The organism is Actinomadura vinacea, assembly GCF_039532545.1.
GTDB classification, from domain to species: Bacteria; Actinomycetota; Actinomycetes; order Streptosporangiales; family Streptosporangiaceae; genus Spirillospora; species Spirillospora vinacea.
In genome coordinates, this window is sequence record NZ_BAAARW010000020.1 from 524,892 (window position 1) to 546,152 (window position 21,261).

General features: G+C 71.5%; 22 protein-coding genes. 5 read left to right on the forward strand and 17 right to left on the reverse strand.

The annotated features are described in order from the left end of the window. Window positions 1-12: 12 nt before the first annotated feature. The 5 genes from ABD340_RS26795 to ABD340_RS26815 all read left to right on the forward strand — a co-directional run bounded on the left by ABD340_RS26795 (window position 13) and on the right by ABD340_RS26815 (window position 4,591). Window positions 13-882, forward strand: a complete 870-nt coding sequence (locus ABD340_RS26795; protein WP_344592542.1) for a transketolase — start codon at window positions 13-15, stop codon at window positions 880-882. After that, the gene (locus ABD340_RS26800) at window positions 879-1,913 is read left to right on the forward strand and encodes a transketolase family protein (protein WP_344592543.1); all 1,035 of its coding nucleotides are present in this window, start codon (window positions 879-881) and stop codon (window positions 1,911-1,913) included. Before ABD340_RS26795 ends, ABD340_RS26800 begins: the two co-directional genes overlap by 4 nt. After that, a complete protein-coding gene (locus ABD340_RS26805) occupies window positions 1,910-3,145 on the forward strand; it encodes an aminotransferase class III-fold pyridoxal phosphate-dependent enzyme (protein ID WP_344592544.1) in 1,236 nt (411 codons plus the stop codon). Before ABD340_RS26800 ends, ABD340_RS26805 begins: the two co-directional genes overlap by 4 nt. A gap of 290 nt (window positions 3,146-3,435) precedes the next feature. Further along, window positions 3,436-3,987, forward strand: a complete 552-nt coding sequence (locus ABD340_RS26810; protein WP_344592546.1) for a hypothetical protein — start codon at window positions 3,436-3,438, stop codon at window positions 3,985-3,987. A 1-nt stretch (window position 3,988) separates the two neighbouring features. Beyond that, window positions 3,989-4,591 carry a hypothetical protein gene (locus tag ABD340_RS26815; protein WP_344592547.1) on the forward strand — a complete coding sequence of 201 codons (603 nt, stop codon included), beginning with the start codon at window positions 3,989-3,991 and terminating at the stop codon, window positions 4,589-4,591. Window positions 4,592-4,612: 21 nt separating this feature from the next. On the opposite strand, the gene ABD340_RS26820 is transcribed toward ABD340_RS26815, so the two are convergent. From ABD340_RS26820 to ABD340_RS26900, 17 genes are all read right to left on the reverse strand, one after another. Continuing rightward, window positions 4,613-5,404, reverse strand: coding sequence for an alpha/beta fold hydrolase (locus ABD340_RS26820; protein WP_344592548.1), 792 nt, complete (start codon window positions 5,402-5,404; stop codon window positions 4,613-4,615). Between the two features lie 76 nt (window positions 5,405-5,480). After that, window positions 5,481-6,098, reverse strand: a complete 618-nt coding sequence (locus ABD340_RS26825; RefSeq protein ID WP_344592550.1) for a GTP-binding protein — start codon at window positions 6,096-6,098, stop codon at window positions 5,481-5,483. Further along, window positions 6,079-6,483, reverse strand: a complete 405-nt coding sequence (locus ABD340_RS26830) for a DUF742 domain-containing protein (protein ID WP_344592552.1) — start codon at window positions 6,481-6,483, stop codon at window positions 6,079-6,081. The genes ABD340_RS26825 and ABD340_RS26830 overlap by 20 nt, the downstream gene beginning before the upstream one ends. Before the next feature lie 6 nt (window positions 6,484-6,489). Further along, window positions 6,490-6,894, reverse strand: coding sequence for a roadblock/LC7 domain-containing protein (locus ABD340_RS26835; protein WP_344592554.1), 405 nt, complete (start codon window positions 6,892-6,894; stop codon window positions 6,490-6,492). Next, window positions 6,891-9,401, reverse strand: a complete 2,511-nt coding sequence (locus ABD340_RS26840) for a sensor histidine kinase (RefSeq protein ID WP_344592556.1) — start codon at window positions 9,399-9,401, stop codon at window positions 6,891-6,893. Before ABD340_RS26840 ends, ABD340_RS26835 begins: the two co-directional genes overlap by 4 nt. A gap of 75 nt (window positions 9,402-9,476) precedes the next feature. Beyond that, entirely contained in the window at window positions 9,477-9,833 is a 357-nt protein-coding gene (locus tag ABD340_RS26845) for a hypothetical protein (protein WP_344592558.1), read from the reverse strand. Between the two features lie 142 nt (window positions 9,834-9,975). Then, window positions 9,976-10,503, reverse strand: coding sequence for an ATP-binding protein (locus ABD340_RS26850; protein ID WP_344592559.1), 528 nt, complete (start codon window positions 10,501-10,503; stop codon window positions 9,976-9,978). Window positions 10,504-10,611: 108 nt separating this feature from the next. Further along, entirely contained in the window at window positions 10,612-11,193 is a 582-nt protein-coding gene (locus ABD340_RS26855; protein ID WP_344592560.1) for a PadR family transcriptional regulator, read from the reverse strand. A 200-nt stretch (window positions 11,194-11,393) separates the two neighbouring features. After that, a complete protein-coding gene (locus ABD340_RS26860) occupies window positions 11,394-13,247 on the reverse strand; it encodes a fatty acyl-AMP ligase (protein ID WP_344592562.1) in 1,854 nt (617 codons plus the stop codon). A gap of 5 nt (window positions 13,248-13,252) precedes the next feature. Further along, entirely contained in the window at window positions 13,253-15,025 is a 1,773-nt protein-coding gene (locus tag ABD340_RS26865; RefSeq protein ID WP_344592563.1) for an acyl-CoA dehydrogenase family protein, read from the reverse strand. 81 nt (window positions 15,026-15,106) lie between these two features. Beyond that, entirely contained in the window at window positions 15,107-15,556 is a 450-nt protein-coding gene (locus ABD340_RS26870) for a nuclear transport factor 2 family protein (RefSeq protein WP_344592564.1), read from the reverse strand. After that, window positions 15,553-16,437, reverse strand: coding sequence for an SGNH/GDSL hydrolase family protein (locus ABD340_RS26875; RefSeq protein WP_344592566.1), 885 nt, complete (start codon window positions 16,435-16,437; stop codon window positions 15,553-15,555). The genes ABD340_RS26870 and ABD340_RS26875 overlap by 4 nt, the downstream gene beginning before the upstream one ends. A gap of 17 nt (window positions 16,438-16,454) precedes the next feature. Then, window positions 16,455-17,096, reverse strand: a complete 642-nt coding sequence (locus ABD340_RS26880; protein WP_344592567.1) for an SGNH/GDSL hydrolase family protein — start codon at window positions 17,094-17,096, stop codon at window positions 16,455-16,457. Beyond that, window positions 17,093-17,350 (reverse strand): acyl carrier protein, encoded by a 258-nt coding sequence (locus ABD340_RS26885; RefSeq protein WP_344592569.1) that lies wholly within the window; start codon window positions 17,348-17,350, stop codon window positions 17,093-17,095. The genes ABD340_RS26880 and ABD340_RS26885 overlap by 4 nt, the downstream gene beginning before the upstream one ends. A 563-nt stretch (window positions 17,351-17,913) precedes the next feature. After that, entirely contained in the window at window positions 17,914-18,579 is a 666-nt protein-coding gene (locus ABD340_RS26890) for a TetR family transcriptional regulator (protein WP_344592571.1), read from the reverse strand. A gap of 5 nt (window positions 18,580-18,584) precedes the next feature. Further along, window positions 18,585-19,382, reverse strand: coding sequence for a fatty acid desaturase family protein (locus tag ABD340_RS26895; RefSeq protein WP_344592572.1), 798 nt, complete (start codon window positions 19,380-19,382; stop codon window positions 18,585-18,587). Then, the gene (locus tag ABD340_RS26900) at window positions 19,379-21,013 is read right to left on the reverse strand and encodes a phytoene desaturase family protein (protein WP_344592573.1); all 1,635 of its coding nucleotides are present in this window, start codon (window positions 21,011-21,013) and stop codon (window positions 19,379-19,381) included. The genes ABD340_RS26895 and ABD340_RS26900 overlap by 4 nt, the downstream gene beginning before the upstream one ends. Window positions 21,014-21,261: the final 248 nt, after the last annotated feature.

Consider the following 21,261-nt stretch of genomic DNA (forward strand, 5'->3'; position numbering starts at 1 on the left):
GAAGGAGCAGCCGTGCCCACCAGTACCGCTCCCGCGAGGGAGCGACAGGTCGCGGACCTCACCGGCAAAGCGAAGTTCGTGCGCACCGAGACCGTCCGGCTCACCCGCATCGCCGGCGCCGGCCACTACAGCGCGGTGTTCTCCTGCGCCGAACTGCTCGCCGTCCTCTACTACTCGCAGCTGCGCCTCGATCCGAAGCGACCGGACTGGCCCGAGCGCGACCGGTTCGTGATGAGCAAGGGACACGCCGCCATCGGCCTCTACCCGGTGCTCGCCGACCTCGGCTACTTCCCGGCGGCCCGGCTGGACACCTACACCCGGCTGGGCAGCCCGTTCGGCGACCACCCGGACATGAAGAAGATCCCCGGCGTCGACTTCTCGTCCGGCTCGCTGGGGCACGGGCTGTCGATCTGCGTCGGCATGGCCCTGGCCGGCCGGCTGTCCGGGCTGGACTACCGCAGCCACTGCCTGCTCGGTGACGGCGAACTCGCCGAAGGCCAGATCTGGGAGGCGGCGAACTCCGCCGGCCACTACCGCCTCGGGAACCTCGTCGCGATCGTCGACGCCAACCAGCTCGGCATCGACGGGTTCGTCCGCGACATCATGGCCGCCGAGCCGATCGAGCGGCGCTTCGCCGCCTTCGGCTGGCAGACCCACCGGGTCGACGGGCACGACGTCGCGGCCCTGCTCGACCTGTTCGCGACCCTCCCGCACGCACCGGACGGACCCCCGCAGCTGATCGTCGCCGACACCGTCAAAGGCCGTGGCAGTGCCCGGATGGAACTGAACCCGGACTGGCACGTCGGCAATCTCGTCGGCGCCGACTACGACGACGTGATGGCCGAGCTCGAGGCCGGCCTCGCCCCCCGGAAGGCGACATGAGCACCGACGCCCAGGACCAGTCCGAGATCTTCAACGGCACCGCGAACGTGGGGCTGAAGGACCACCGCTCCGTCGACGGCACCGACACCCGCGCGATCCCCGCCTTCGTGTTCGGCGAGGAACTGGCCGACCTCGCCGAGCACGACCCGCGGATCGTGGTGCTGACCGCCGACCTCGGCCGCTCCAACCGCGCCACCGACTTCGCCGCACGGCACCCCGACCGGTTCTTCAACGTCGGCATCGCCGAGAAGAACATGATCACTGTGGCGGCCGGGATGGCGTCGTGCGGCCGACTGCCGTTCGCGGCGACGTTCGGATCCTTCGCCGCCCTGCTGGGTGCCGAGCAGATCCGCACCGACTGCGCGTACCCGAACATGCCCGTCCGGATCGTCGGGCACCACTCCGGCATCTCCATGGGCTTCTACGGCACCAGCCACCACAGCCTGGAAGACATCGGGATGATGCGGTGCATCGCCGACCTCACCGTCGTCTGCGCCACCGACGCCAACCACCTCCGCGCGCTGCTGCGCGCCTCGCTCGACCACCCGGGCGCGATGTACATCCGGCTCGGCCGGGGCCGGGACCCGCAGGTCCACGACGCGGTCCCGGACATCGAGATCGGCCGCGCCCTGACCGTCCGCGACGGTTCCGACCTGACGGTCATCGCCACCGGTTCCGAGGTCCACCCCGCCCTCCAGGCGGCCGAGAGCCTCGCCGCCGACGGGTTCTCCACCCGGGTCGTCGACATGTTCACCGTGTCGCCGATCGACCGCGACGCCGTCCTGCACGCCGCCCGGTCCACCGGCGCGATCCTCACCGTCGAGGAGGGCAACCTGACCAACGGCCTGGGCACCGCGGTGGCGGAGTGCCTGTTCGAGGCCGGGATCAGGATCCCCTTCCGCCGGCACGGCGTCCCCGACGAACACGTGCCCGTCGGCCCGCCCGCCGCGCTGTACGCCCATTACCGCCTCGACGGGCCCGGCATCGCCGGCGTCGCCCGCGAGCTGCTCACCTGCGAGAGGCCCGAATGACCACCCTGCGTCCCACCCTCGGCGAGCGCGAACTCGCGCTGCGCACCCGCGCCCGCCGTGTCATCCCCGGCGGAATGTACGGCCATATGGCCGTCGAGGCGTTCAGCACGGCACACCCCCAGTTCATGGTCTCCGGTGACGGCTGCCGCGTCACCGACGCCGACGGCCGCGAGTACTTCGACCTGATGTGCGGCTGGGGCCCGGTCGTCCTCGGGCACCGCCACCCCGGCGTCGCCGCCGCCGTGGCCGACCAGCTGAGCCGCGGCGACTGCCTCGACGGGACCAGTCCCCTCGCCGTCGAACTGGCGGAACTGCTGGTCGACACGGTCCCGTCCGCGGACTGGGCGATGTTCTGCAAGAACGGCACCGACGCCACCACCACCTGCGTGACCATCGCCCGCGCCGCCACCGGCCGGCGGAAGGTCATGGTCGCGAACGGCGCCTACCACGGTGCCGTGCCATGGTGCTCGCTCCGCGGCGCGGGCGTCACCGACGAGGACCAGGCCCACCTCGTCCATTTCGAGTACAACGACCTCGCCTCCGCGGAGGCCGCCGCGGCCGCGGCCGAAGGCGACCTGGCCGCGATCATCGTCTGCCCCATGCGCCACGACATCCGCCGCGACCAGGAGCTCGCCGACCCCGCGTTCGCCCGGGGCCTGCGCGCGCTCGCCGACCGCACCGGCGCCGTCCTGATCCTCGACGATGTCCGCTGCGGCTACCGGCTGGACCTCGGCGGCAGCTGGGAGCCGCTCGGTGTCCGCCCCGACCTGGCGGCCTGGTCGAAGGCCATCGCGAACGGCCAGGCCCTCGGCGCCGTCACCGGAATCGAGGCACTGCGCGACGCCGCCCGCTCGGTCTATGTGACCGGATCGTTCTGGTACGCCGCCGTCCCCTTGGCCGCCGGTCTGGCGACCCTGACCGAACTGCGCAAGGGAACGGCGCTGCCGGACATGGCCCGTACCGGCACCCGCCTGCGTGAAGGGCTCGCCGCGCAGGCCCTTTCGCACGGCTTCCAGATCCGCCAGACCGGGCCGGTGCAGATGCCGGTGCTGTACTTCGCCGGAGACGACGACGTCCGGCTGGGCACCGCCTGGGCGGAGGCCGCCGTCGAGAACGGCGTCTACCTGCACCCCTGGCACAACTGGTTCCTCTCCGCCGCCCACACCGATGACGACATAGAGGAGATCCTCACTCGCACCGAAGCCGCCTTCGCAACGGTGGCCCGCATGTGACCGGCGGGTTTTGATCGGCCGAGCCGGTGGTCCTTGTGGACGTCCGGGACGCGGGTGAAGACGGCGGCTCATCGGTCGGGGGGTTGCATCGCCGCACGGGCGGAAATTGGTCTTGATTAACGCGCCATGAACTTATTGCACGTTTAGTCCACCTGCAACAGGCGGCCAGACGTGGCCGTACCCGCACGTTTCAACGCAGACGTTCGGCTTCCGGCAGCGGGGCGCCGGCGCTAAGTTGGCATCTCGATCGGGGGCTCAGGTGTCCCTCCAGTCGGACGGAGGCTCGTAGCGTGCTCCGGTCCCTTGCCGCCATCCTGGCCGTGTCCCTGCTCACCGCGTGCGGGGGCGGTTCGCCTGACGCGGCCGAGTCCGAGGCTCCGCCGTTGTCGGAGGTCAGTAAGGCTCCCCCGCCGCCGTCGAGCACCCGCACACCGGGGCCCGCGATCAAGGCGGCGTGCCCGTTGCTGCCCCCGTCGCGGCTCGTCTCGGTGCTCGGTGCCCGCAAGCCCGTCCCGAACGAGGACCCGGGCGGTCCCGCCGCGCGCATCTGCCGGTACGTGTCCGCCAGCGGCGGGATGACGCTCATCGTCGCGACCGAGCCCGCCGGCGGCAGCGCCGACCAGATGGCCGCGCGGGTGATCCAGCGCTACAGCGGGACTCTGGAGAAGGTGCCCGACCTCGGGGACGCCGCGTACTACTCCAACGGGCAGGGCGGCCAGATCATGGTGGTCAGCCGGGCGGAGGGGCCCCAGATGCGGACGGTCACCTTCATGTGCAGGCTCCCAGGCGAGCCCAGGGACAAGCTCGTCCCGCTGCTGCGGGGCGTCCTTGAAAGGATCTGACTTGAGGTGGCTCGTCTGCGCCGTCCCCCTCATGCTGGCCGGTTGCGGGGGCGGTGACGAGGACGCCTGGGCCACGCGCGGGGCGCCGGTGCCCGTCGCCAACGAACCCGCGCCGAGCCGTTCGCCAGGCTTCTCGGTCGTGGGCATGGGCGAGTTGCGTCTCGCGCTGGAGGGACGCGTGGCGGCGGCGGCCGGGGTGGCACGGCCGGTCAAGTCCGAGTGCGACACCACCGTGGCCCTGCCGTCGTTCACCTGCCGCGTCACGTTCCTGGACGAGGTCGTGGCCTACCGGGTGACGACGAAGCCCCGGGGGACGGGCTCGTTCGAGTGGCGTGCCCAGGCGGACACGATGGTGGCCACGCGCGCGGGGATCCAGGCGGCGCTGTGGCGCAAGTACTCCCCGCGGGCAACCGCCATCAGGTGCGAAACACTTCCCGAACGGCAGCGGGTGGCGCCGAAGACCGTGCTGCCGCAGCGCTGCTACTTCAAGCCGACGCTGCGCGACCGCGCGTTCGGCCGCGATTCGGGCAACGGCGCTCGCACCGTGGCCGTCAAGATCACCATCTATGACGGTTCGATCGGGCTCGCCGAACAGACCCAGTAGCGGTGAAGCCGTGAAGCTCCACTAGTGGATGTTGTCGAGCCAGGTGGTGAGGTGTTCGTTGAACGCCTCGGGGCGTTCTTGGTGCAGCCAGTGCCCCGCGCCTGGGTAGCCGATCGCGCTGCTGTTGGTCGTGGTGAAGGTCTTCTCTTCCCAGGCGGTCCGGGTCGGGTCGGCATAGAACGCCAGGACGGGAGCATTCCTGCGGGTGAGCCAGAGCCTCGCGTCCTCGTTCAGGACGGTCGCGGGGTGCCGCAGGCCCCACTCGCGCATCGAGTCGGCCAGCACGTGCGCGGGGACGGTCAGTGTCTTGCGTGCGTGCCAGCAGCGCAGGGCCGGCGGGGTCTCGTCCGTCCAGAAGGCCGCCAGGCCCGGGACGGTCGCCGCCGCGCCCTGCTCGTCGATGGCGTCCGCGACCTGCTGGAAGGCCGCGGGCCAGGCCGCGTCATATCCGTAGGCGGGGTCCACCTCCACCACGCCGAGGACGCGGCCGGGATGCTCCACGGCCAGGTGGGCCACGATGGTGCCGCCGAGCGAGTGGCCGACGGCGACCACGCGCTCGATGCCGAGATGGTCCAGCAGGCCGACGAGGTCGGCGACGTAGTCGTCGACGGCATAGCCCGAAGCCGGGGTCGTCGAGTGCCCGTGCCCTCGGAGGTCGACGGCGACGACGCGGTGGGACGCCGACAGCGCCGGGATGGTGAAGATCCAGTCGTGGGAGTCCGCGCCCAGCCCGTGCACGAGCAGCAACGCCGTCTCGCCGGCGCCGTCGTCGGAGTAGAAGAGCTTGACCTCGTCCAGATCGGCGAACGGCATGTCGACCCCTCTTCACAATTTCATCATGATGAATGAGGGGGTCAGAGTACTCCTCGCGAGGAAGGCGCGACAATGGCTAGCGGGTGGCGGGAGCGCCGGTTCTCGTGTGGGACGCCGAGCGCAGGGCGTGTTCGATCAGACCTACCAGGACCTCCTTCGCCGAGCCCTGGCGGCGGGCGTCGCACAGGATGATCGGTACCCGCGGATCCACGTCCAGGGCGGCGCGGATCTCCGGGGGGTCGTAGCGCTCGGCGTCGTCGAAGCAGTTCACCGCGATCACGAACGGCGTCCCGCGCCGCTCGAAGTAGTCGATCGAGGCGAAGCTGGCGGGCAGCCGCCGCGTGTCCGCCAGCACCACCGCGCCCAGCGCGCCGCGTGACAGCTCGTTCCACATGAACCAGAAGCGTTCCTGGCCCGGCGTGCCGAACAGGTAGATCGCCACGCCGTCGCGGAGCGTGATGCGGCCGAAGTCCATCGCGACGGTCGTGGTGCGCTTGGCGGCCACGCCCTCGATGTCGTCCACGCCGACGCTCGCGCCGGTGAGGGACTCCTCGGTGCGCAGCGGACGGATCTCGCTGACCGCGCCGACCAGTGTGGTCTTGCCGACCCCGAAGCCGCCGGCGACGAGGATCTTCAGCGCCACCCTCGGCCCGTCGTCGGCCTCGGTGTCCGGTTCAGAGCGCGCGTAGCTCATCGAGCACCCTTCTCAGCAGGTTCTGGTCGACGACCTGCGCGGTCGGCGGCTCCCACTGCTGCACGCCGAGCAGGCCCTGTTCGAGCAGGTCCCCGGCCAGCACCCGGATCACGCCGAGCGGCAGTTCGAGTTCGGAGGCCAGGTCCGCGATGGTGTGCGGGCGCCGGCACACCGCCAGCATCCGCCGCTGCTCGCGCGACAGCCGGGTGGGATCGGCGTGCGCGCGGCCGGTCGCCACGATGATCGCCACGATGTCCAGCGGTTCCCCGGTCGGGACGGTCCGGCCGCGCGTCATCGCGTAGGGGCGGACGATGGGACCGGCGGCCTCGTCGATCCACCGCTCCCGGCCCGGACCGTGGGGACCGCCGGCGGCGCTCGCGTCCATCCGGGCTCACCCGGATTCCGATCTCAGCCCGGTCGACAACCGCCTGTGCACCCGCTTGACGAGCATCGTCATCTCGTACGCCACCAGTCCCGCGTTGGCGCCGATGTCGCTCAGCAGGGCCAGGCAGCTGTTGTTCCCGGCCGCGACCACGAAGAACAGGCCCTTCTCCATCTCGACGATGGTCTGCCGGATCTCCCCCGAGTCCAGGTGCGGCTGCGCCCCGATCGCCAGGCTGTGGAATCCGGCGGCCAGCGCGGCCAGGTACTCGGCGTCCTCCCGGCCGACGTCCCTGGAGGCCCCCATCACCAGGCCGTCCCGGGACAGGACCACGACCTTGCGGACCTGCGGCACCCGGCCGACCAGGTCGTCCAGGAGCCAGCCCAGGTCGGCCCCGCCGTCTGGGTGGGTCATGAGGTTCTCCCCTCTCCGTTGAATCCGGCCTGGCCGGCCGGGCCCTCGTCCTCCTCGCGTCCGCGCAGCCAGCCCGCCTGCAGGGAGGCGAACAGGTCCCGGGACGCCTCCGCCGAACGGTCCTCGCCCCAGGACGCCATCGGCGTGCCCTCAGGCGGGGTCGGGTCGGCGGGCGGCGGCGGGGTCACGGTGCGCAGCTCGGGCGCCAGGCTCGCCTGCCGCACCCGGCGCGGCAGCGGGGCGCGGCCCGAGCCCGTGCCGGACACCTGCGGCGGCGACATCGGCGGCGGCACGTTCGGGTGCAGGTCCTCCGGCTGCGGCCTGGTCCACGACTCCGGCGACCACTCGGGGGCCGGCGGCGCGGCCGGGACCGGCGCGGACAGCTCGGCGTTGTTACCGGGGCCGGGCGCGGGGTTGCGCCAGATCTCGGCCTGGATCGCCTGCGCGGGGCCGCCGTTCGGCGCCTGGATCGCGGGGGCGGGCTCCGCCGGACGGGCGATCGGCGCGCGCTCCGCGGGCTGCGGCCGCGCCTCGCCGTCGTCGTCGGCGTCCACGATCAGTTCGCGGGGCACCAGGACGACCGCGCTGACGCCGCCGTACAGCGACGGCTGCAACGCGACCTTGATGCCGTGCCGGGAGGCGAGCCGGGAGACCACGAACAGGCCCAGCCGATCGCTGTCGGCCAGGTCGAACTCCGGTGGACGGGCCAGCCGCAGGTTGAGCGCGTCCAGCTCGGCGGGGTCGAGGCCGATGCCGCGGTCGATGATGTCGACCGCGAACCCGTTGGCGCCCATCTCACCGCGCACCAGCACCTCGGTCGGCGGCGGCGAGAACACCGTGGCGTTCTCGATCAGCTCGGCCAGCAGGTGGATGACGTCGGCGACCACCTCGCCGATCAGCGCGGCCTGCGCGGAGACCACCACGACCTCGACCCGGGTGTAGTCCTCCACCTCGGCGACGGCCGCGCGCAGCACGTCGTCGACGTGCACCGGGCGGCTCCACCCGCGGCCCGGCGACGCCCCGGACAGGATGACCAGGCCCTCCGCGTGCCGGCGCATGCGGGTGGTCAGGTGGTCCAGCCGGAACAGGTCGCCCAGCGCCTTGGGGTCGGACGTGCCGCGCTCCATCTCGTCCAGCATGCTGAGCTGGCGGTGCAGCAGCGACTGGCTGCGCCAGGCGACGTTGAGGAACACCCGGCTGATGCCCTGGCGCAGGTGCGACTCGCTGACCGCGGTCTCCACCGCGGTGCGCTGGACGCGGTTGAACGCCTCGCCGACCCGTGCCACCTCCGTCGTCTTCCCGACGGCCAGCGGCGGCGCCTCGGCCTGCACGTCCACTTCCTCGCCGCGGCGCAGCCGGGCGACGACGGAGGGCAGCCGGTCCTCGGCCAGGTTCAGCGCGGCCCGCTGCAGCCCGCGCAGCTCGCGGGACAGGCTGCGGGCGGCCAGCAGCGACAGGATGACCGACGCGACCACGGCCAGCAGCCCGAACCCGCCGGCCAGCGCCAGCCGCAGCACGATCCGCTCACCGATCGGCTTGGCCAGCTCGTTCAGCGCCAGGCTGGTCTGCGTGACGGCCTGCTCCCACGCCTGCGACAGCCGCGGCGTGATCGACGGCCAGTCCGCGGCCGCGCCCGGCAGCCGGTTGCCGGGGGCGGCGGCGATCGCGCCCTCCATGGCGCGGAAGTCCTTGTAGCCCTGGGACGCGGAGAGCCGTTCCAGCGGGGCGCGCAGGTCGGGGTCCAGGTCGTTCATCCCGGCCTGGAACTCGCGCCGGCCCAGCGCGACGGACTGCACGAACGCCAGGTGCTCGGCCGGGGTGAGCCGGCCGTTCTTGGCCAGCGCCGCGGTGACCAGCGCGTCCTCGCGCAGCATGAACGCGCGGGCGTTGCCCAGGCTGATCAGCGCGCGGCCCTGCTCGAAGATGGCCAGATCGTTGACGATCACCAGGCCGCTGAAGACCTGGATGATGTTGTCGAGCATGACGCTGTAGGCGTCGATGACCTGGAGCGTCTCGACCCGTCCGGAGTCGACCTGGGCGCGCAGCGCGGGCAGCCCGTCCAGCCGCCGGATCGCGGTGGCGAGCCGCTGCTCGCTCTTGGCGTCGGCGGCGTCCCGGGCGTCGGCCGACAGCGCCGAGCGGCGGAAGGCGGCCTGCACGCCGTCGGCCCGCTTGCGCTGGGCTTCCAGCCGCTGCCGTTCCTGCCCGTCGCCGTTGTTCAGCTGCCCGGCGCTCAGCGCCACCACGCTCAGCTGCCGTTCCGTCTGGAGCTGGTTCACCAGGTAGATGCCGGGCAGGGCCATCTTCTCGTAGGTGGCGGAGAAGTCGTACTTGTCGAGGGCCTCGCCGAGCGTGATGCTCGCGGCGAACCCCCACAGGCCGATCAGCGACAGCAGCGGCACCAGCAGCAGCGCCGTGATCCGCAGCCGGATCGGGCGCCGGCGCGGCCGCTTGCCCTGCGCGGCGACGCCCGCGCCGGCTCCGTCTTGGTGACGTCGGCTGGCCATCTCATCACGTCCTCGGGGCGGTACGGCGGCACGCCCAGCGGTGCCCGCCGTGCCTGGTGTCGGCGCCGTTGGTCATCACGGGTCCTCCTCGCCACGCGGCCGGGTGGCGAGATGGCGCAGCCGCTTGGAGATCAGCACGACCGCCTCCGCGTGGCCCCGCTTGGCCTGCTCGCGGGTCGTGTACTGCCCGATGTCGGCGTGCGTCGTCAGGTCGGAGACGATGGTCTGCCATAGCAAGGGCCTTCCGTTCTGGGCGAATCCCTGATCGATCACCGTGAACCAGGTGGAGACCACGACCACCTCTGTGCCGACATGGATGACGTCCTGCGCGAGCAGGCGCTCCCCTATGGCGAGCAGGAGTCGCTGGGCCTCATCCGAAGTGGCGGGTTGTCCGTCTGCTCCGTACCAGTCCACGGCCATGACAATCCCCATCGGCGCCGGTCTGTCCGTCTGCGGGGGCGTTCCGACGACGCGTACATCGGCATGTGAACCCGCATGGTTCCTCCCAAGGAGGAGTAAGGAGGTGAGGGTGTTGGGGGTCGACGGGAGTGCGGGGAGGGGGCAGGGGACGGCGTCAGGGGCCGGGGCCGGGCGGCGGCCAGGCGGCCAGCTCGCACCACACCGACTTGCCGGACGCGGTCTGCTCGGTGCCGTGCCGGTCGGCGATCGCGGCCACCAGGAACCAGCCGCGGCCGGTCTCGTCCAGCAGGTCGACGCGCCTGACCCGCGGCGGGAACGGGCTCGGGTCGTGCACCTCGATGCGCAGCCGGTGCCCGGCGCGCAGCGCGGTGAGGCGGAGCGTGGACGCGGGGGTGGCGGCGTGCCGGACGGCGTTGGTGACCAGCTCGGAGACCAGGATCTCGGCGTCGTCGCGGACGTGGTGGACGGCGCGTGCGATCACGAGCGTCCGCATGAAGGCGCGGGCCCGTGGGACGGAGGCGTGCACCGCGGGCAGTTCCAGTTCGCCGAGCGTCCTGGGTTTGCTCGCCGCGGGCGCGGGGGTGGGGGTCGGGGTCGGGGTCAGGGGGGCGGTGACCGGTGCCGTGGGGGCGGCGGCCGGCGTCTGGTCAGTTCTCTCGATGGTGGGAGGGTCTGCCGACATGGAGGATGCCTCCTCGGCTGGGGCGAGGCACCGATGCCGCGTGGACGTGCGGCGGGAAGGTGATCGGTGAGGGGGGAGCCGAGCGGGCGGGACGCGTCATGAGGGATCTCATGACCGCTCCGGCTCCTCGGCGTGCGCGGCCGCGCGTTCGCGCAGCAGCTGTGCGGTGCTCCTGAACCAGTCGTGGTTCTCCTGCTCGAACCTGCGCCCGCGCATGCAGGTCAGGTACGGGCCGATCGGGCCGCCTTCGCGCAGGAAGGTCTCCTCGTCGAGATCTCCGCGCAGCCGTTCCAGCGTACGGTCGAACAACGCGACCTTGGCCGCCGCGGCGAGCGCCCGCTCCTCCAGCTGGGCGATCACCGCGGCGGCCGGGATGTGGTCGACGGCCTGCACCATGACCAGCAGATCCTCGCGGATGATGCCGGGCTTGGCGGGCACGGTGGCGAACCGTTCCAGTTCCTCGATCCCGGCCGGGGTGACGGTGTAGACCCGCTTGTTCGGCCGGTCGTGCTGGATGACCTGCTTCCCGGAGATGAGCCCTTCCGACTCCAGCCTGTTCAGCTCGGTGTAGAGCTGCTGCGGGACCGCGTGCCAGAAGTTGGACACCGCCACATCGAAGATCTTGGCCAGCTGGTATCCGCTGTACTCACCGTCGAGCAGTGCCGCGAGCACCGCGTGGCGAAGTGCCATGAATCGCCCTCTCCCCGGGTTGGTTCAGGGTAGTCCCAGAGCTTACTAGTCAAAGACATGACTAGTAAGGACTTTAACTAGATTAGGCGAAATCATCGCAGCATCGAACGAACGAGCGGCCCCTCTCGCGATGGAGACGGCTACTCGCCCAGGACAGGCTTTACGGCCGGCGCCCTTTTCCTGTCAGGACCCTCCGGTGGTCAGGCGCGGGCGCGGCACAGCGCGGCGACCGCGGGTTCCAGATCCCCGGCCAGCTGCTTGATCCTCCCCTCCAGGAAGTCCTCGCGGGTCAGCGGGCGCTGGATCTTTCCGCTGGTGGTGCGGCGGACCGCGCCGCGGCCGGACAGCACCACGCTCACCGCGGGCAGCCCGAACTCGCGCGCGACCGCGTCCCGGGTCAGCGCGGCCAGCTCGTCCGGCGTGCGCTCCCCCGCCGCGGCGGTGCTGATCTCCTGCACGATCACCACCTGCTCGCGGCCGCCGCTCCCGCGCCCGCCCCCGTCCAAGCCAGCGTCCAAGCCGGCGTCCAGGTCGGCGTCCAGGGCGAACGCGGCGGTCGTGCGGGCGGCCGGATGCGCCGACCGGGCGGCCTCCTCCAGGTCGTGCGCGTAGATGTTGTGCCCGTTGACGATGATCAGATCCTTGATCCTCCCGGTGATGTACAGTTCCCCGCCGGCCCGGAACCCCAGGTCGCCGGTCCGCAGATAGGGCCCGCGGCCGTCGGCGGTACGGGCCCCGAAGACCTCCCGGGTCAGCTCCGGCCGCCGCCAGTAGCCCCGCGCGACGCTGCCGCCGGCGACCCAGATCTCGCCGACCCGGCCGTCCGGCAGCACGGCCCGGGTACGGGGATCGACGACGCGGACGTCCAGCGTGACCGGCCGGCCGCTGCTGACCAGCCGCCGCACGGGGGCGCTCCCCTCGCCATGCAAGTTGCTGTGCACGTTAGTACGCGGGACGGCCTCGTTACGGGTCAGCGCTTCGGCGTCGAATTCGCGGATCACCGCCCCGGTGCCGACCGGCGCGCCCGTGACCAGCAGCGTCGTCTCGGCCATGCCGTAACACGGCATCCATGTCTCCGGACGGAACCCGACCCGGCCGAACCGCTCGACCATCCGCTCCAGCGTCTCCGCCCGCACCGGCTCGGCCCCGTTCTTGGCGGTGCGCAGGCAGGACAGGTCGAGCCCGGCCAGCTGGGCGTCGGTGACGCGGCGCAGGCACAGCTCGTAGCCGAAGTCGGGCGCCACCGTGATCGTCCCGCGATGGCGGCTGATCAGCTCCAGCCACAGCACCGGGCGCTTGATGAACGTGATCGGCGAGGTGAACACGTACCGGCAGCCCAGGTACAGCGGCTCCATGAACTGCCCGATCAGCCCCATGTCGTGGTAATGCGGCACCCACCCGACGCCGACCGTGTCCGGCGACCCGTCAATCCGCCGCTTGATCTCCTCGCCGTTGCAGAGCAGGTTGCCGTGCGAGACGATCACGCCCTTGGGGTCGCTGGTCGAACCCGAGGTGTACTGGAGGAAGGCGGGGGTGTCGCGCTCGAACCCCGGCGCCGACCAGGCGCCGGGGTCGTCCCGGACGTCGGTGTCGGTGGCCAGGCAGCGGACCCGGCCGTCCAGCCCGGCCGCGGCCAGCCAGTCCCCGACCAGGCCGCGGCGCGCGCCGTCGGTGAGGATCCAGCCGATGTCGGCGTCGCCGACGATGCGGTAGGTTCGGTCCGCCCGTCCGGCGTCCAGCGCGGGCAGCGGCGACGGGACGGCGATCGCCCGCGCGTACGCGCAGCCGAGGAAGCCGACCAGGAACTCCAGGCCCTCGGGGTAGAGCAGGAGCACCGCCCGGTCGCGCAGCCCGAGCGCCTGGAGCCGCACGGCCACCGCCCGCGCCCGCCGGTCGAGCTCGGCGAACCCGAGCACGTCCTCCCGGTAGCGGCGCCCCGGCCCGCGCTCCTCGCTCACGAAGGTGAACGAGCGGGTGTCGCCGTACTCGCGGACGTTCGCGCGCACGACCGACACGAAGTCGTTCGCGCCGGCCGTGTCCCATGACGGTTCCACGCGCATCACCCGTCGGCCAGCGAAAGCAGCGAGAACCATTCGCCTTCGCCGAAGCTGCGGAACATCACGCTCTCCAGCGGCGCCAGATACTGCTCCGACAGCGGCGTGTCGGGCTGCGCCCGCTGCAGCAGCCGCTGCAGGCACAGCACCAGCCACGCCCCGTCGGCGAACGATCCGCCGAACGCCGCGTGGTTGTGGATCCAGGTCAGCATGCACGAGACCATCGCGTGGATCTCGCAGTGCCGCTGCGCCCGCCGCAGCGCCTCCGCCGAGGTGGTGTCGGACGGATCCGCCCGCACCTGCGCGTTCAGCTCGGACCGCAGATCGCCGATCCGCGTCACCAGTTCCGCCAGATCGGCGGCCACGTCCGGGGCCGCGAACACCCGCGCCGTGGCCAGCAGCGTCTCGACCGTCGTCTCGTACTGGCGGCCGATCTCGTCCTGGCCCTCGTTGGTCAGCTGGAGCAGCCGCCCGTCCGGGCGCCACTCGGGCGGCGTCCGCGTCCAGCAGAACAGGTCGGCCAGCAGCTCGCCGGACGCCTCCGCCTCCGCCCGCGGCTGATCGTGCACCAGGAACGGCAGCTGCGCCGCGACGTTGGCCAGGTTCACGTGCGTGGTGCCCTCGAAGATGCTCGCGATGGCGTGGTCGCGCTGGAGCTTCTGGAACACCCCGTGCGCCACGCCCTCCCGCAGATAGCCGCGGGCCGCCAGCACCGCGCCGATGCTGGCCACCACCTCCTCGCCCTGCACCGGCACGAAGTACTTCACGATGGACGACCACAGGCTCAGCCGTCCGGGCGCCACCGTCAGCGTCCGCGCCACCGGCACCGCCACGCACTCGGCGATCAGCAGGTCCAGGTGCGCCTTGACGAGATGGTCGCGGATCACCGGGATCTGGTAGATCCCGGCGCCGTAGAGCGTGCGCTGCCGCGCGTACTCCATCCCGATCCGCACCACCGCGTCCATCGTGCCGATCGACAGCGCCGCGATCGCGGTACGGGTGATCTGCAGCGTCTTCAGCGTCTGGACGAGCCCGGACCCGGGCCGCCCGATGACGCACTCGGCGGGCACCCGGGCGCCCTCGAACACGATCCCGGACAGGTCGTGGCCGCGCAGCCCGACCGTCCGGACCGGCGGCAGCACCGACCAGGTGCCGTCCGCCAGGTCCTGCTTGTCCACCAGGATCAGCGAGAAGTCCCGCGGCCCGGTCTTGGCGTAGGCGGTGACGAACCGGCCGCGGGTGGCGTTGCCGACCGGCCACTTGGTGCCGGTCAGCACCAGGTCGCCGGCCCCGGAGCCCGTGTCCGAGCCGGTGTCGGCGTCGGCCCGGGCCTCGCAGGACATCACGTCGCTGCCGTGGTCGGCCTCCGAGACGCCGAAGCAGGCCAGGTCGCCGTCCAGGACGCCCTCCGCCACGGTCTTCTGCTGGCGCGGGTCGCCCCACAGCCACACCGGGTTCACGGCCAGCAGGCCGGAGCCGTACATGACCGCGACGGTGAGGCTGCGCCGCGAGATGCCGCGGGTGACGAAGAACAGTTCCTCCAGGCTGGCGAGCCGTCCGCCGAGGTGGCACGGCACCAGGTAGTCCGGGAAGCCCCAGGCGCGGACGGTCTCGACCGCGCCGGCGGGCAGTTCGTCGCGTTCCTCGGCCTCGACGATGGACTTGTAGGAGAAGGGCCCGGCGGCCTCGTCCAGGGGGTCGCCGAGACGGGCGTCCAGATCGGCGGCGATCCGGTGCGCCGGGGAGAGCACTGCGTGCGGGGAGACTTGACTATGCATCGTTTCTGGTTCCCTATTCCTCGCATGGCGCGTCTTGTTCGCATGGCAAGGCGGTAGCGGGGGTATCGCGGGGCGCCGCTCTCAGGCCGCCGGCTTCCGGCCGTCGCCGGTGGGGTCGGCCTGCGGCCCGCCGAGTTCCTCGACCCGCCGCCCGACCGCGCGGGCGAGGGTCATCGCGGCGGGCAGCGGCCGGACCATGACGGTCAGGTCGCCGACCAGGCCGGCCCCGTCGAAGGTGATCAGGTCCAGGCCCTGGACGGGTTTGCCCATCACCCGGGCGGCGAAGACCAGCGCCTGGGCCGGCGGCGAGCCGCCGTTGCCCTGCGGGCCGCGGCCGGCCAGCTCGTGCGTGTAGTGGAAGTCTTCGAAGACCTCCAAGAGCACGCTCAGCAACGCGGCGACCGCGTCCCGGCCCTGGTACGGCTTCACCATGACCGGGCTGTGGAACGTGATGTCCGGGGCCAGGGTCGCGGTGATCGCGTCGAGGTCCTTGGACTCCACGGCGGCACGGAACGATCCGGGGACGTTCACGCGCGCGGCTCCACTTCGACGGGCACCCGGTCGTCGACCCGCACGGTCGCCGTTCCGGTTCCGGTGGTGGCGGTGGACGGCACGGCCTCGGCCAGGTCGTTCGCCCAGACGCGGTAGCCGTCCGGCGAGGGATGGAACCCGTCGGAGGCGAACAGCGTCCGGTCGGCGGCCATGCCCGGGTCCATGGGCACGTGGATCGCGCCGTTGGCGCGGGCCACCTCCCGCATGATCCGGTCCATCGCGCGGGCGCGGCCGCCCATGACCAGGCGCAGCGGCTGGGGCAGCGCCGGGAACCGGTGCACCGGGGGCATCCCGGCGACGATCACCTCGGCGTCGCGGTACCGGCCGCGCAGCGCGCCGATCAGTTCGGTCAGGTCGGCGGTCCAGACCTTCAGCGGCCGCCGCCTGATCAGGTCGTTGATCCCCACGGTGACGACCACGATGTCGGGCGGCGCCGCGCCGTTCAGGGCCGGGACCAGATCGGTGCCGACCCTGCGGGCCGTGGCGCCGTTCTTGCCGGACGCGACCCAGGCCACGCCGCGGCGCAGCCGCTGTTGGAGCGCTCCGGCGAGGAAGCCGGGCAGCGCCCGTTCGTGCTCGTCGGCGCCCACGCCCGCGGCCGTGGACTCGCCGATGACGACGAGCCGCAGCAGCGGGACAGCGCCGGCGACGGTGCCCCGGTCGGCCCCGGAGGCGGGGTCGAGCCGCGGCGTCCGGCGGGCGGTCCGCCGGGCTTGGACGAGCAGGACGGGCGAGAGCAGCAGCATCATGGCCGCCTGCGGGGCGCCCGCCAGGACGCGCGGGACGCGCGCGGCGCCCGCCGTCGTGTCGGTGGTGCGGGGAATACGGGTGGCGCGGGTAAAAGAGAGTGGTCTCTGCATCTCTACCCCAGACTTGGCTATCCCGATGATGAGAGGACGTGCTCCCCGAGAAGATTCCTGGTGATTTGTGTGATTACGTCGGCGACGTAGGCGTGTCCGTCCGAGTTCAGATGGATCCCGTCGAAGGCCCACAACGACGGGTCGGACACGCGTGGCACGGCATCGGGCTCGACAAATTCAACTGCATATGCACGTGCACTACGACGCAGTTCCGCGTTGAACTCTAGAAGACGTTCTAGTATCCGTTTTCTCCGGAAGTTGGAGATGATAGATCGTTCCAGCAGCGGTGGCCGGGGAACCGGTGCCGCCACGCCCACCGCGCCGGCCGACCGGGCCCAGCCGAATATCTCCGCCAGCTGCGCGGCCACCTCCGTTCTGTCGAATCCGTTGACGACGTCGTTCATTCCGCAGTTCAGCACCACCAGCCTCGGCGTCAGGGCGCGGACCTGGGGCAACTGCGCCCCGGCCACCCGCGCCACGGTCGCGCCCGCGCCGCCGAGATTGGCGACGCGGTCGCGGGAAAGGTCGAGGTTGCCGGCCAGCCGGCCCGCCCACCCGAGCCAGCCGCCGGACGGATCGGGGTCGTCCCGCCCCTCGGCCAGGCTGTCCCCGAGCACCACCAGCCGGATCGGCGGCGGGCCGGGCACCGCACCCGTCAACGGACCAGTTCGAGCAGGTAGTCGGTGAGGGCGTCGACCGTCCCGCGGCGGCGCGCCTCCACCACGTCGACCTCGACCTGCAAGTGGTCCTCGATGTCGCTGATGATGCTGATGGCGTAGACGGAGTCCACGCCGTAACGGGCCAGCTCGACGGCGGGGTCGATGCCCTCCGCCGGCTTGTCGAGATAGAACGCGATCCGGTCGAGGAGCCAGGTTTGCAGCCCACCGCGCGATATGGTCTCCGTTTCGTTCACCGCGTCCCCTTCTGTAGAGGTGATCTTTTTACCGAGTGGAGCCCCCCGAGATTAACGCTTTTTGTTCCCGTATCGGCCGCAACGAAGATTACCGCCGTGACCGTACCAGACGACACAGCACCCTGTGAACGACCGGAAACAATCTATTTTCTGCACTGTAAATTGCAGCGTTCGACGGCAAATGGGGCGTACCTAAGTCCTGGCACACCGTGATCAGAACCGGTGGGTGAAAAATTGACACGGCCTGGCCGCGGTAGATCAAATTCCCCCGCGGGAACCCCCATTCCCTCCGCCTACCTGCCCGGATACCGCAGGGAATATGAGGCGCCGGATGGACCGGGCACGCCGGGGTCGACCGCGACGGCCGGGGGACGGGGCGCCACCCGGTGAATTTGGGACAGTGTGGAACACGAAAATGACCGGCCGCTCACCGGCAGCCGCCCGCGGTACCTCACGCGTGCGACGGCGGCCGATCGTCGCTCTCGGTGACGGTCGGCGCGCCGTGTAACGGTCCACGACCTCAGCCCGTCGCCGCCCCCGCCCGCAGCCGCCGCCGCGCGACACTATCCGGACACGCCAGTCTCCCCTTCCCCCGTCCACTCGGGGCCGGGCGGGGGCGTGCGGCCCGCGAAGGCGTCCCATAGAAGTGCGGCGGGGCCCGCGACCTGGAACAGTTCCTCCACGCGCGAGCGGTCGCCGTCCAGGTGCGTGAGGGTTTGCAGGCCGAGGAACGTCGCGATCGCGATCGAGCCCAGCTCGCGGTCGGGGACCACGTCCTCCAGCGCGGTCCCCGCGACCAGGCGGCGGACGGCCGCGGCGGCGAACTCCGCCCACGGCCCGATATGCGCGAGCAGCTCCGCACGCAGCCGCGGGGCCGTCGCCGCGGCGGTGAACAGCTCCTGCACCGCCGCGATATGCCCCTCCTCGCGCATGTCCTCGGCGTACAGCTCGCGCAACCGGTCCAGCAGTTCGGCGGCGCTGTCGCACTCCCCCAGCGCCTCCCGGTAGGCGGCCATCCGCTGCCGGCTCGTGTGCCGCAGCGCCGCCAGCAGCAGGTCCTCCAGGTCCTCGAAGTGGTAGTAGATGACACCCGGTGCGAAGCCCCCGGTACGGGCGATCGAGCGCGCGGTCGTCCCGCCGTACCCCTCGGTGGCCAGCGTGCGGACGGCCGCCTGGAGAAGCCGCTCCCGCGCTTCCTCGCGCCGGGGCCTGGGACGGGATGGGGGCATCGGGGTCAGATCACTCTCCGCGGGGACACGCCGGCCTCGTCCAGGAACGGGGCGAGCCGCCGCGCCAGCCGGGCCAGGTTGTGGCTCGGCACCTGGGGATAAAGGTGGTGCTCCAGGTGGTAGGTCAGCTCCAGGAACAGCGCGGGGATCACACGCCCGCGCAGCGTGTGCGTCTGCGTCAGCGGGTCCTCCCCGTAGTGGCGGTGCGGCAGGTGGACGGTCAGCAGCGGATAGACCCAGCTGCCAACGATCATCATCGTGGCGTAGACGAGCAGCCCCCGCCAGAAGAGCGCGCCGGCGGCGACCGCCGCGAACGGCACCGCGGCCTCCGCGAGCAGCCACGCGCGCTGCCGTCCGGAACTCCTGCGATACCCCCACCACCACAGGCGCACGAGGAAGACGGGGCCGTACAGGACGGCGCCGAGCATGCTCAGGTCGGCCGGGTGCCCCTCCGGGTCGTCCTCGCTAGGGAACGTCCGATGATGCTGGAGGTGGGTGGCCCGGTAGGCGTGCCCGCTCTCCAGCAGCACCGCGCCGAGCAGGAACAGCGCCCACTCGGTCGCGGCGCGGCCCAGGCCGAGAGACCGGTGGACGACATCGTGCGTGGCCGTGACGACCGCGACGAAGATCCCGAACGCGATCGGCGGCGTGGCCCACCACCAGCCCGCCGTCGCGGCCCCGGCGAACAGCGCGATGCCCAGGTAGGGCAGGGAGAGCGCGAGGATCCGGCGGCGACGGGTCGTCACGAGCAGATCGGAGCCCAGTTCGGACAGCCTCGGCGGCGTGCGCGTGGCCGCCTTCACCGCATGACCTTCCGCTTGCGGGCCGTTCGCAGTGCTTCCTCTGCCACGATCCGGCTACCGAGCGCGCAGGCCACGGTGCCGAGCCCTGGCCAGGTCGAGTCACCCACCAGCCATAGGCCGGGGACGCCGAGCGAGTGAGGAATGGCGTTCTGGTTAGCGTTGGCGGGCGTCTGCCGCGCGCCCCCGACCGCACCGCGCGGACGGAACGCGAAACGCTCGTACGAGCGGGGCGTGCCCACGTCCCAGACCATGGCCCGTTCCCCCAGGTTCGGGTGGACGCGGCGCGCCAGCCCCACGAGCCGCTCGCCGATCTCCCGCTTGCGCACCTCGTACGCGGCGGCCGTCAGGCCCTCCCAAGCGGCGAGCTCGGTGTGCGTGGAAATCATCACGGCGCGGCATCCGGGCGGGGCGCTTTCGGTATCTCCCGGCGCGGACACCGAAACGAACATGTTGTTGCCGTCCCCCAGAGGACGCCGATAGCTCTGCAACAACTGATGGTGGGTGAACTCCTGGCCCGCCACCTCTTCCTCTGAAACGCCGAGAAATATGACGATCGCACCGCCAAGGTCCTGTTCGTCACGTTCGACATAGGGGCGCAGCCGTCCCGCCAAAGCAGGGACGACGCGCATGGTCGTCTCGGCGGGCAAGGCGCTCACCACCTGCTCCGCATGGACGACCCCGCGCCTCGTATGGACTTGGAACGCCCCCGCTTGGCCGCGCACGCGTTCCGCTTGGCAGCCGACGCGCAACTGCCCGCCCAAGCTCCGGTAGTGGGCGATGAAGCGGCGCCAGAAGCCACGCATGCCGCCCGCCGTCCGGGTGAGCCCCGCGCCACGGATGGTCGCCCCGAGAGCCGCGTTGATGAGCGGTGCCCTGTCGACCGTGCTGTGCACCGTGTCCTCCACCAGCATCGACAGCAGGCCCACGACTGGGTCGTCGTCACGTAGGCCATGCCAGGCAAGGGCGTCTCCGAGCGTGGCGTTCATATGCCGGACGAGGGGAAGGTTGCGCGGCCCCAACGCCCTGAGGTTCTGCACAGCGTCCGACGGGCGCCGCATAGGCAGTCGTACACCGGCGCGACTCGCGTCCCAGAACACCTGCGCGATCCGGTCGAGTCGGGCCCAGAACGCTCTGTGCCGTGGGGTGTCCCCGAGCGCGCGCAACCGTTCCTCATGCCATGCTCGGGCATCGCGGTACAGGGTAACGTTGCGGTCGGGGAGCCATCCGACATACCCGGGCAGGGGCTCGCCAGGGACAGGGTCCATCCCGATGCTGTCGAGGAGTTCGGCCCCGACTCCACCCGGCTCGAAGTCGACCATGGTCGTGGCGCCCACGTCGAACGAGAACCCGCGCCGCCGGTAGTACCCGGCGCAGCCGCCCACGTGCCCGTGCGCCTCGATCACCGCTGTGGACACCCCAGCCGCCTGGAGCCGCGCCGCCGTCGCCATCCCGGCAAGCCCGCCACCGAGCACAGCGACCTGGCACGACACAGGAAACCGCGCCGCCCGCCGCCCCCGCCCCACCCGTCCGGCCCGCGCGGCGCGGGGCTCCTCCTCCTGAACAGTGAGTTCATCCTGAACAGTGAGTTCACTCTGAACGTTGAGTTCATTCTGAACGTTTGGTCTGAACATAAGTTCAAATTCGGTGCGCGACGAGGGCACGTCAAGACGGAGGTAAGGCCAATCTGGCCATAACGGCAGCCATCACGCTGCCGTTATGGCCTCACACCGGCACGCTCAGTACAGCGTGACCGGGTCAAAACATGGCGATCACACCGACACTAACGGGGCCATGACCTCGGACAAGAGTCAGGTTTATGTCAATATGCCTGGTCAGGCGACTGGTCCCGGCGGCACGCGCCCGGGCTGGCCGAGTCCGG

Coding starts and splice junctions, on each gene's coding strand:
- ABD340_RS26800 (WP_344592543.1), top strand. CDS start 879: ATGAGCACCGACGCCCAGGACCAGTCCGAGATCTTCAACGGCACCGCG.
- ABD340_RS26805 (WP_344592544.1), top strand. CDS start 1,910: ATGACCACCCTGCGTCCCACCCTCGGCGAGCGCGAACTCGCGCTGCGC.
- ABD340_RS26820 (WP_344592548.1), bottom strand. CDS start 5,404: ATGCCGTTCGCCGATCTGGACGAGGTCAAGCTCTTCTACTCCGACGAC.
- ABD340_RS26825 (WP_344592550.1), bottom strand. CDS start 6,098: ATGAGCTACGCGCGCTCTGAACCGGACACCGAGGCCGACGACGGGCCG.
- ABD340_RS26830 (WP_344592552.1), bottom strand. CDS start 6,483: ATGGACGCGAGCGCCGCCGGCGGTCCCCACGGTCCGGGCCGGGAGCGG.
- ABD340_RS26835 (WP_344592554.1), bottom strand. CDS start 6,894: ATGACCCACCCAGACGGCGGGGCCGACCTGGGCTGGCTCCTGGACGAC.
- ABD340_RS26840 (WP_344592556.1), bottom strand. CDS start 9,401: ATGGCCAGCCGACGTCACCAAGACGGAGCCGGCGCGGGCGTCGCCGCG.
- ABD340_RS26845 (WP_344592558.1), bottom strand. CDS start 9,833: ATGGGGATTGTCATGGCCGTGGACTGGTACGGAGCAGACGGACAACCC.
- ABD340_RS26850 (WP_344592559.1), bottom strand. CDS start 10,503: ATGTCGGCAGACCCTCCCACCATCGAGAGAACTGACCAGACGCCGGCC.
- ABD340_RS26855 (WP_344592560.1), bottom strand. CDS start 11,193: ATGGCACTTCGCCACGCGGTGCTCGCGGCACTGCTCGACGGTGAGTAC.
- ABD340_RS26865 (WP_344592563.1), bottom strand. CDS start 15,025: ATGCATAGTCAAGTCTCCCCGCACGCAGTGCTCTCCCCGGCGCACCGG.
- ABD340_RS26875 (WP_344592566.1), bottom strand. CDS start 16,437: ATGCAGAGACCACTCTCTTTTACCCGCGCCACCCGTATTCCCCGCACC.
- ABD340_RS26890 (WP_344592571.1), bottom strand. CDS start 18,579: ATGCCCCCATCCCGTCCCAGGCCCCGGCGCGAGGAAGCGCGGGAGCGG.
- ABD340_RS26900 (WP_344592573.1), bottom strand. CDS start 21,013: ATGTTCAGACCAAACGTTCAGAATGAACTCAACGTTCAGAGTGAACTC.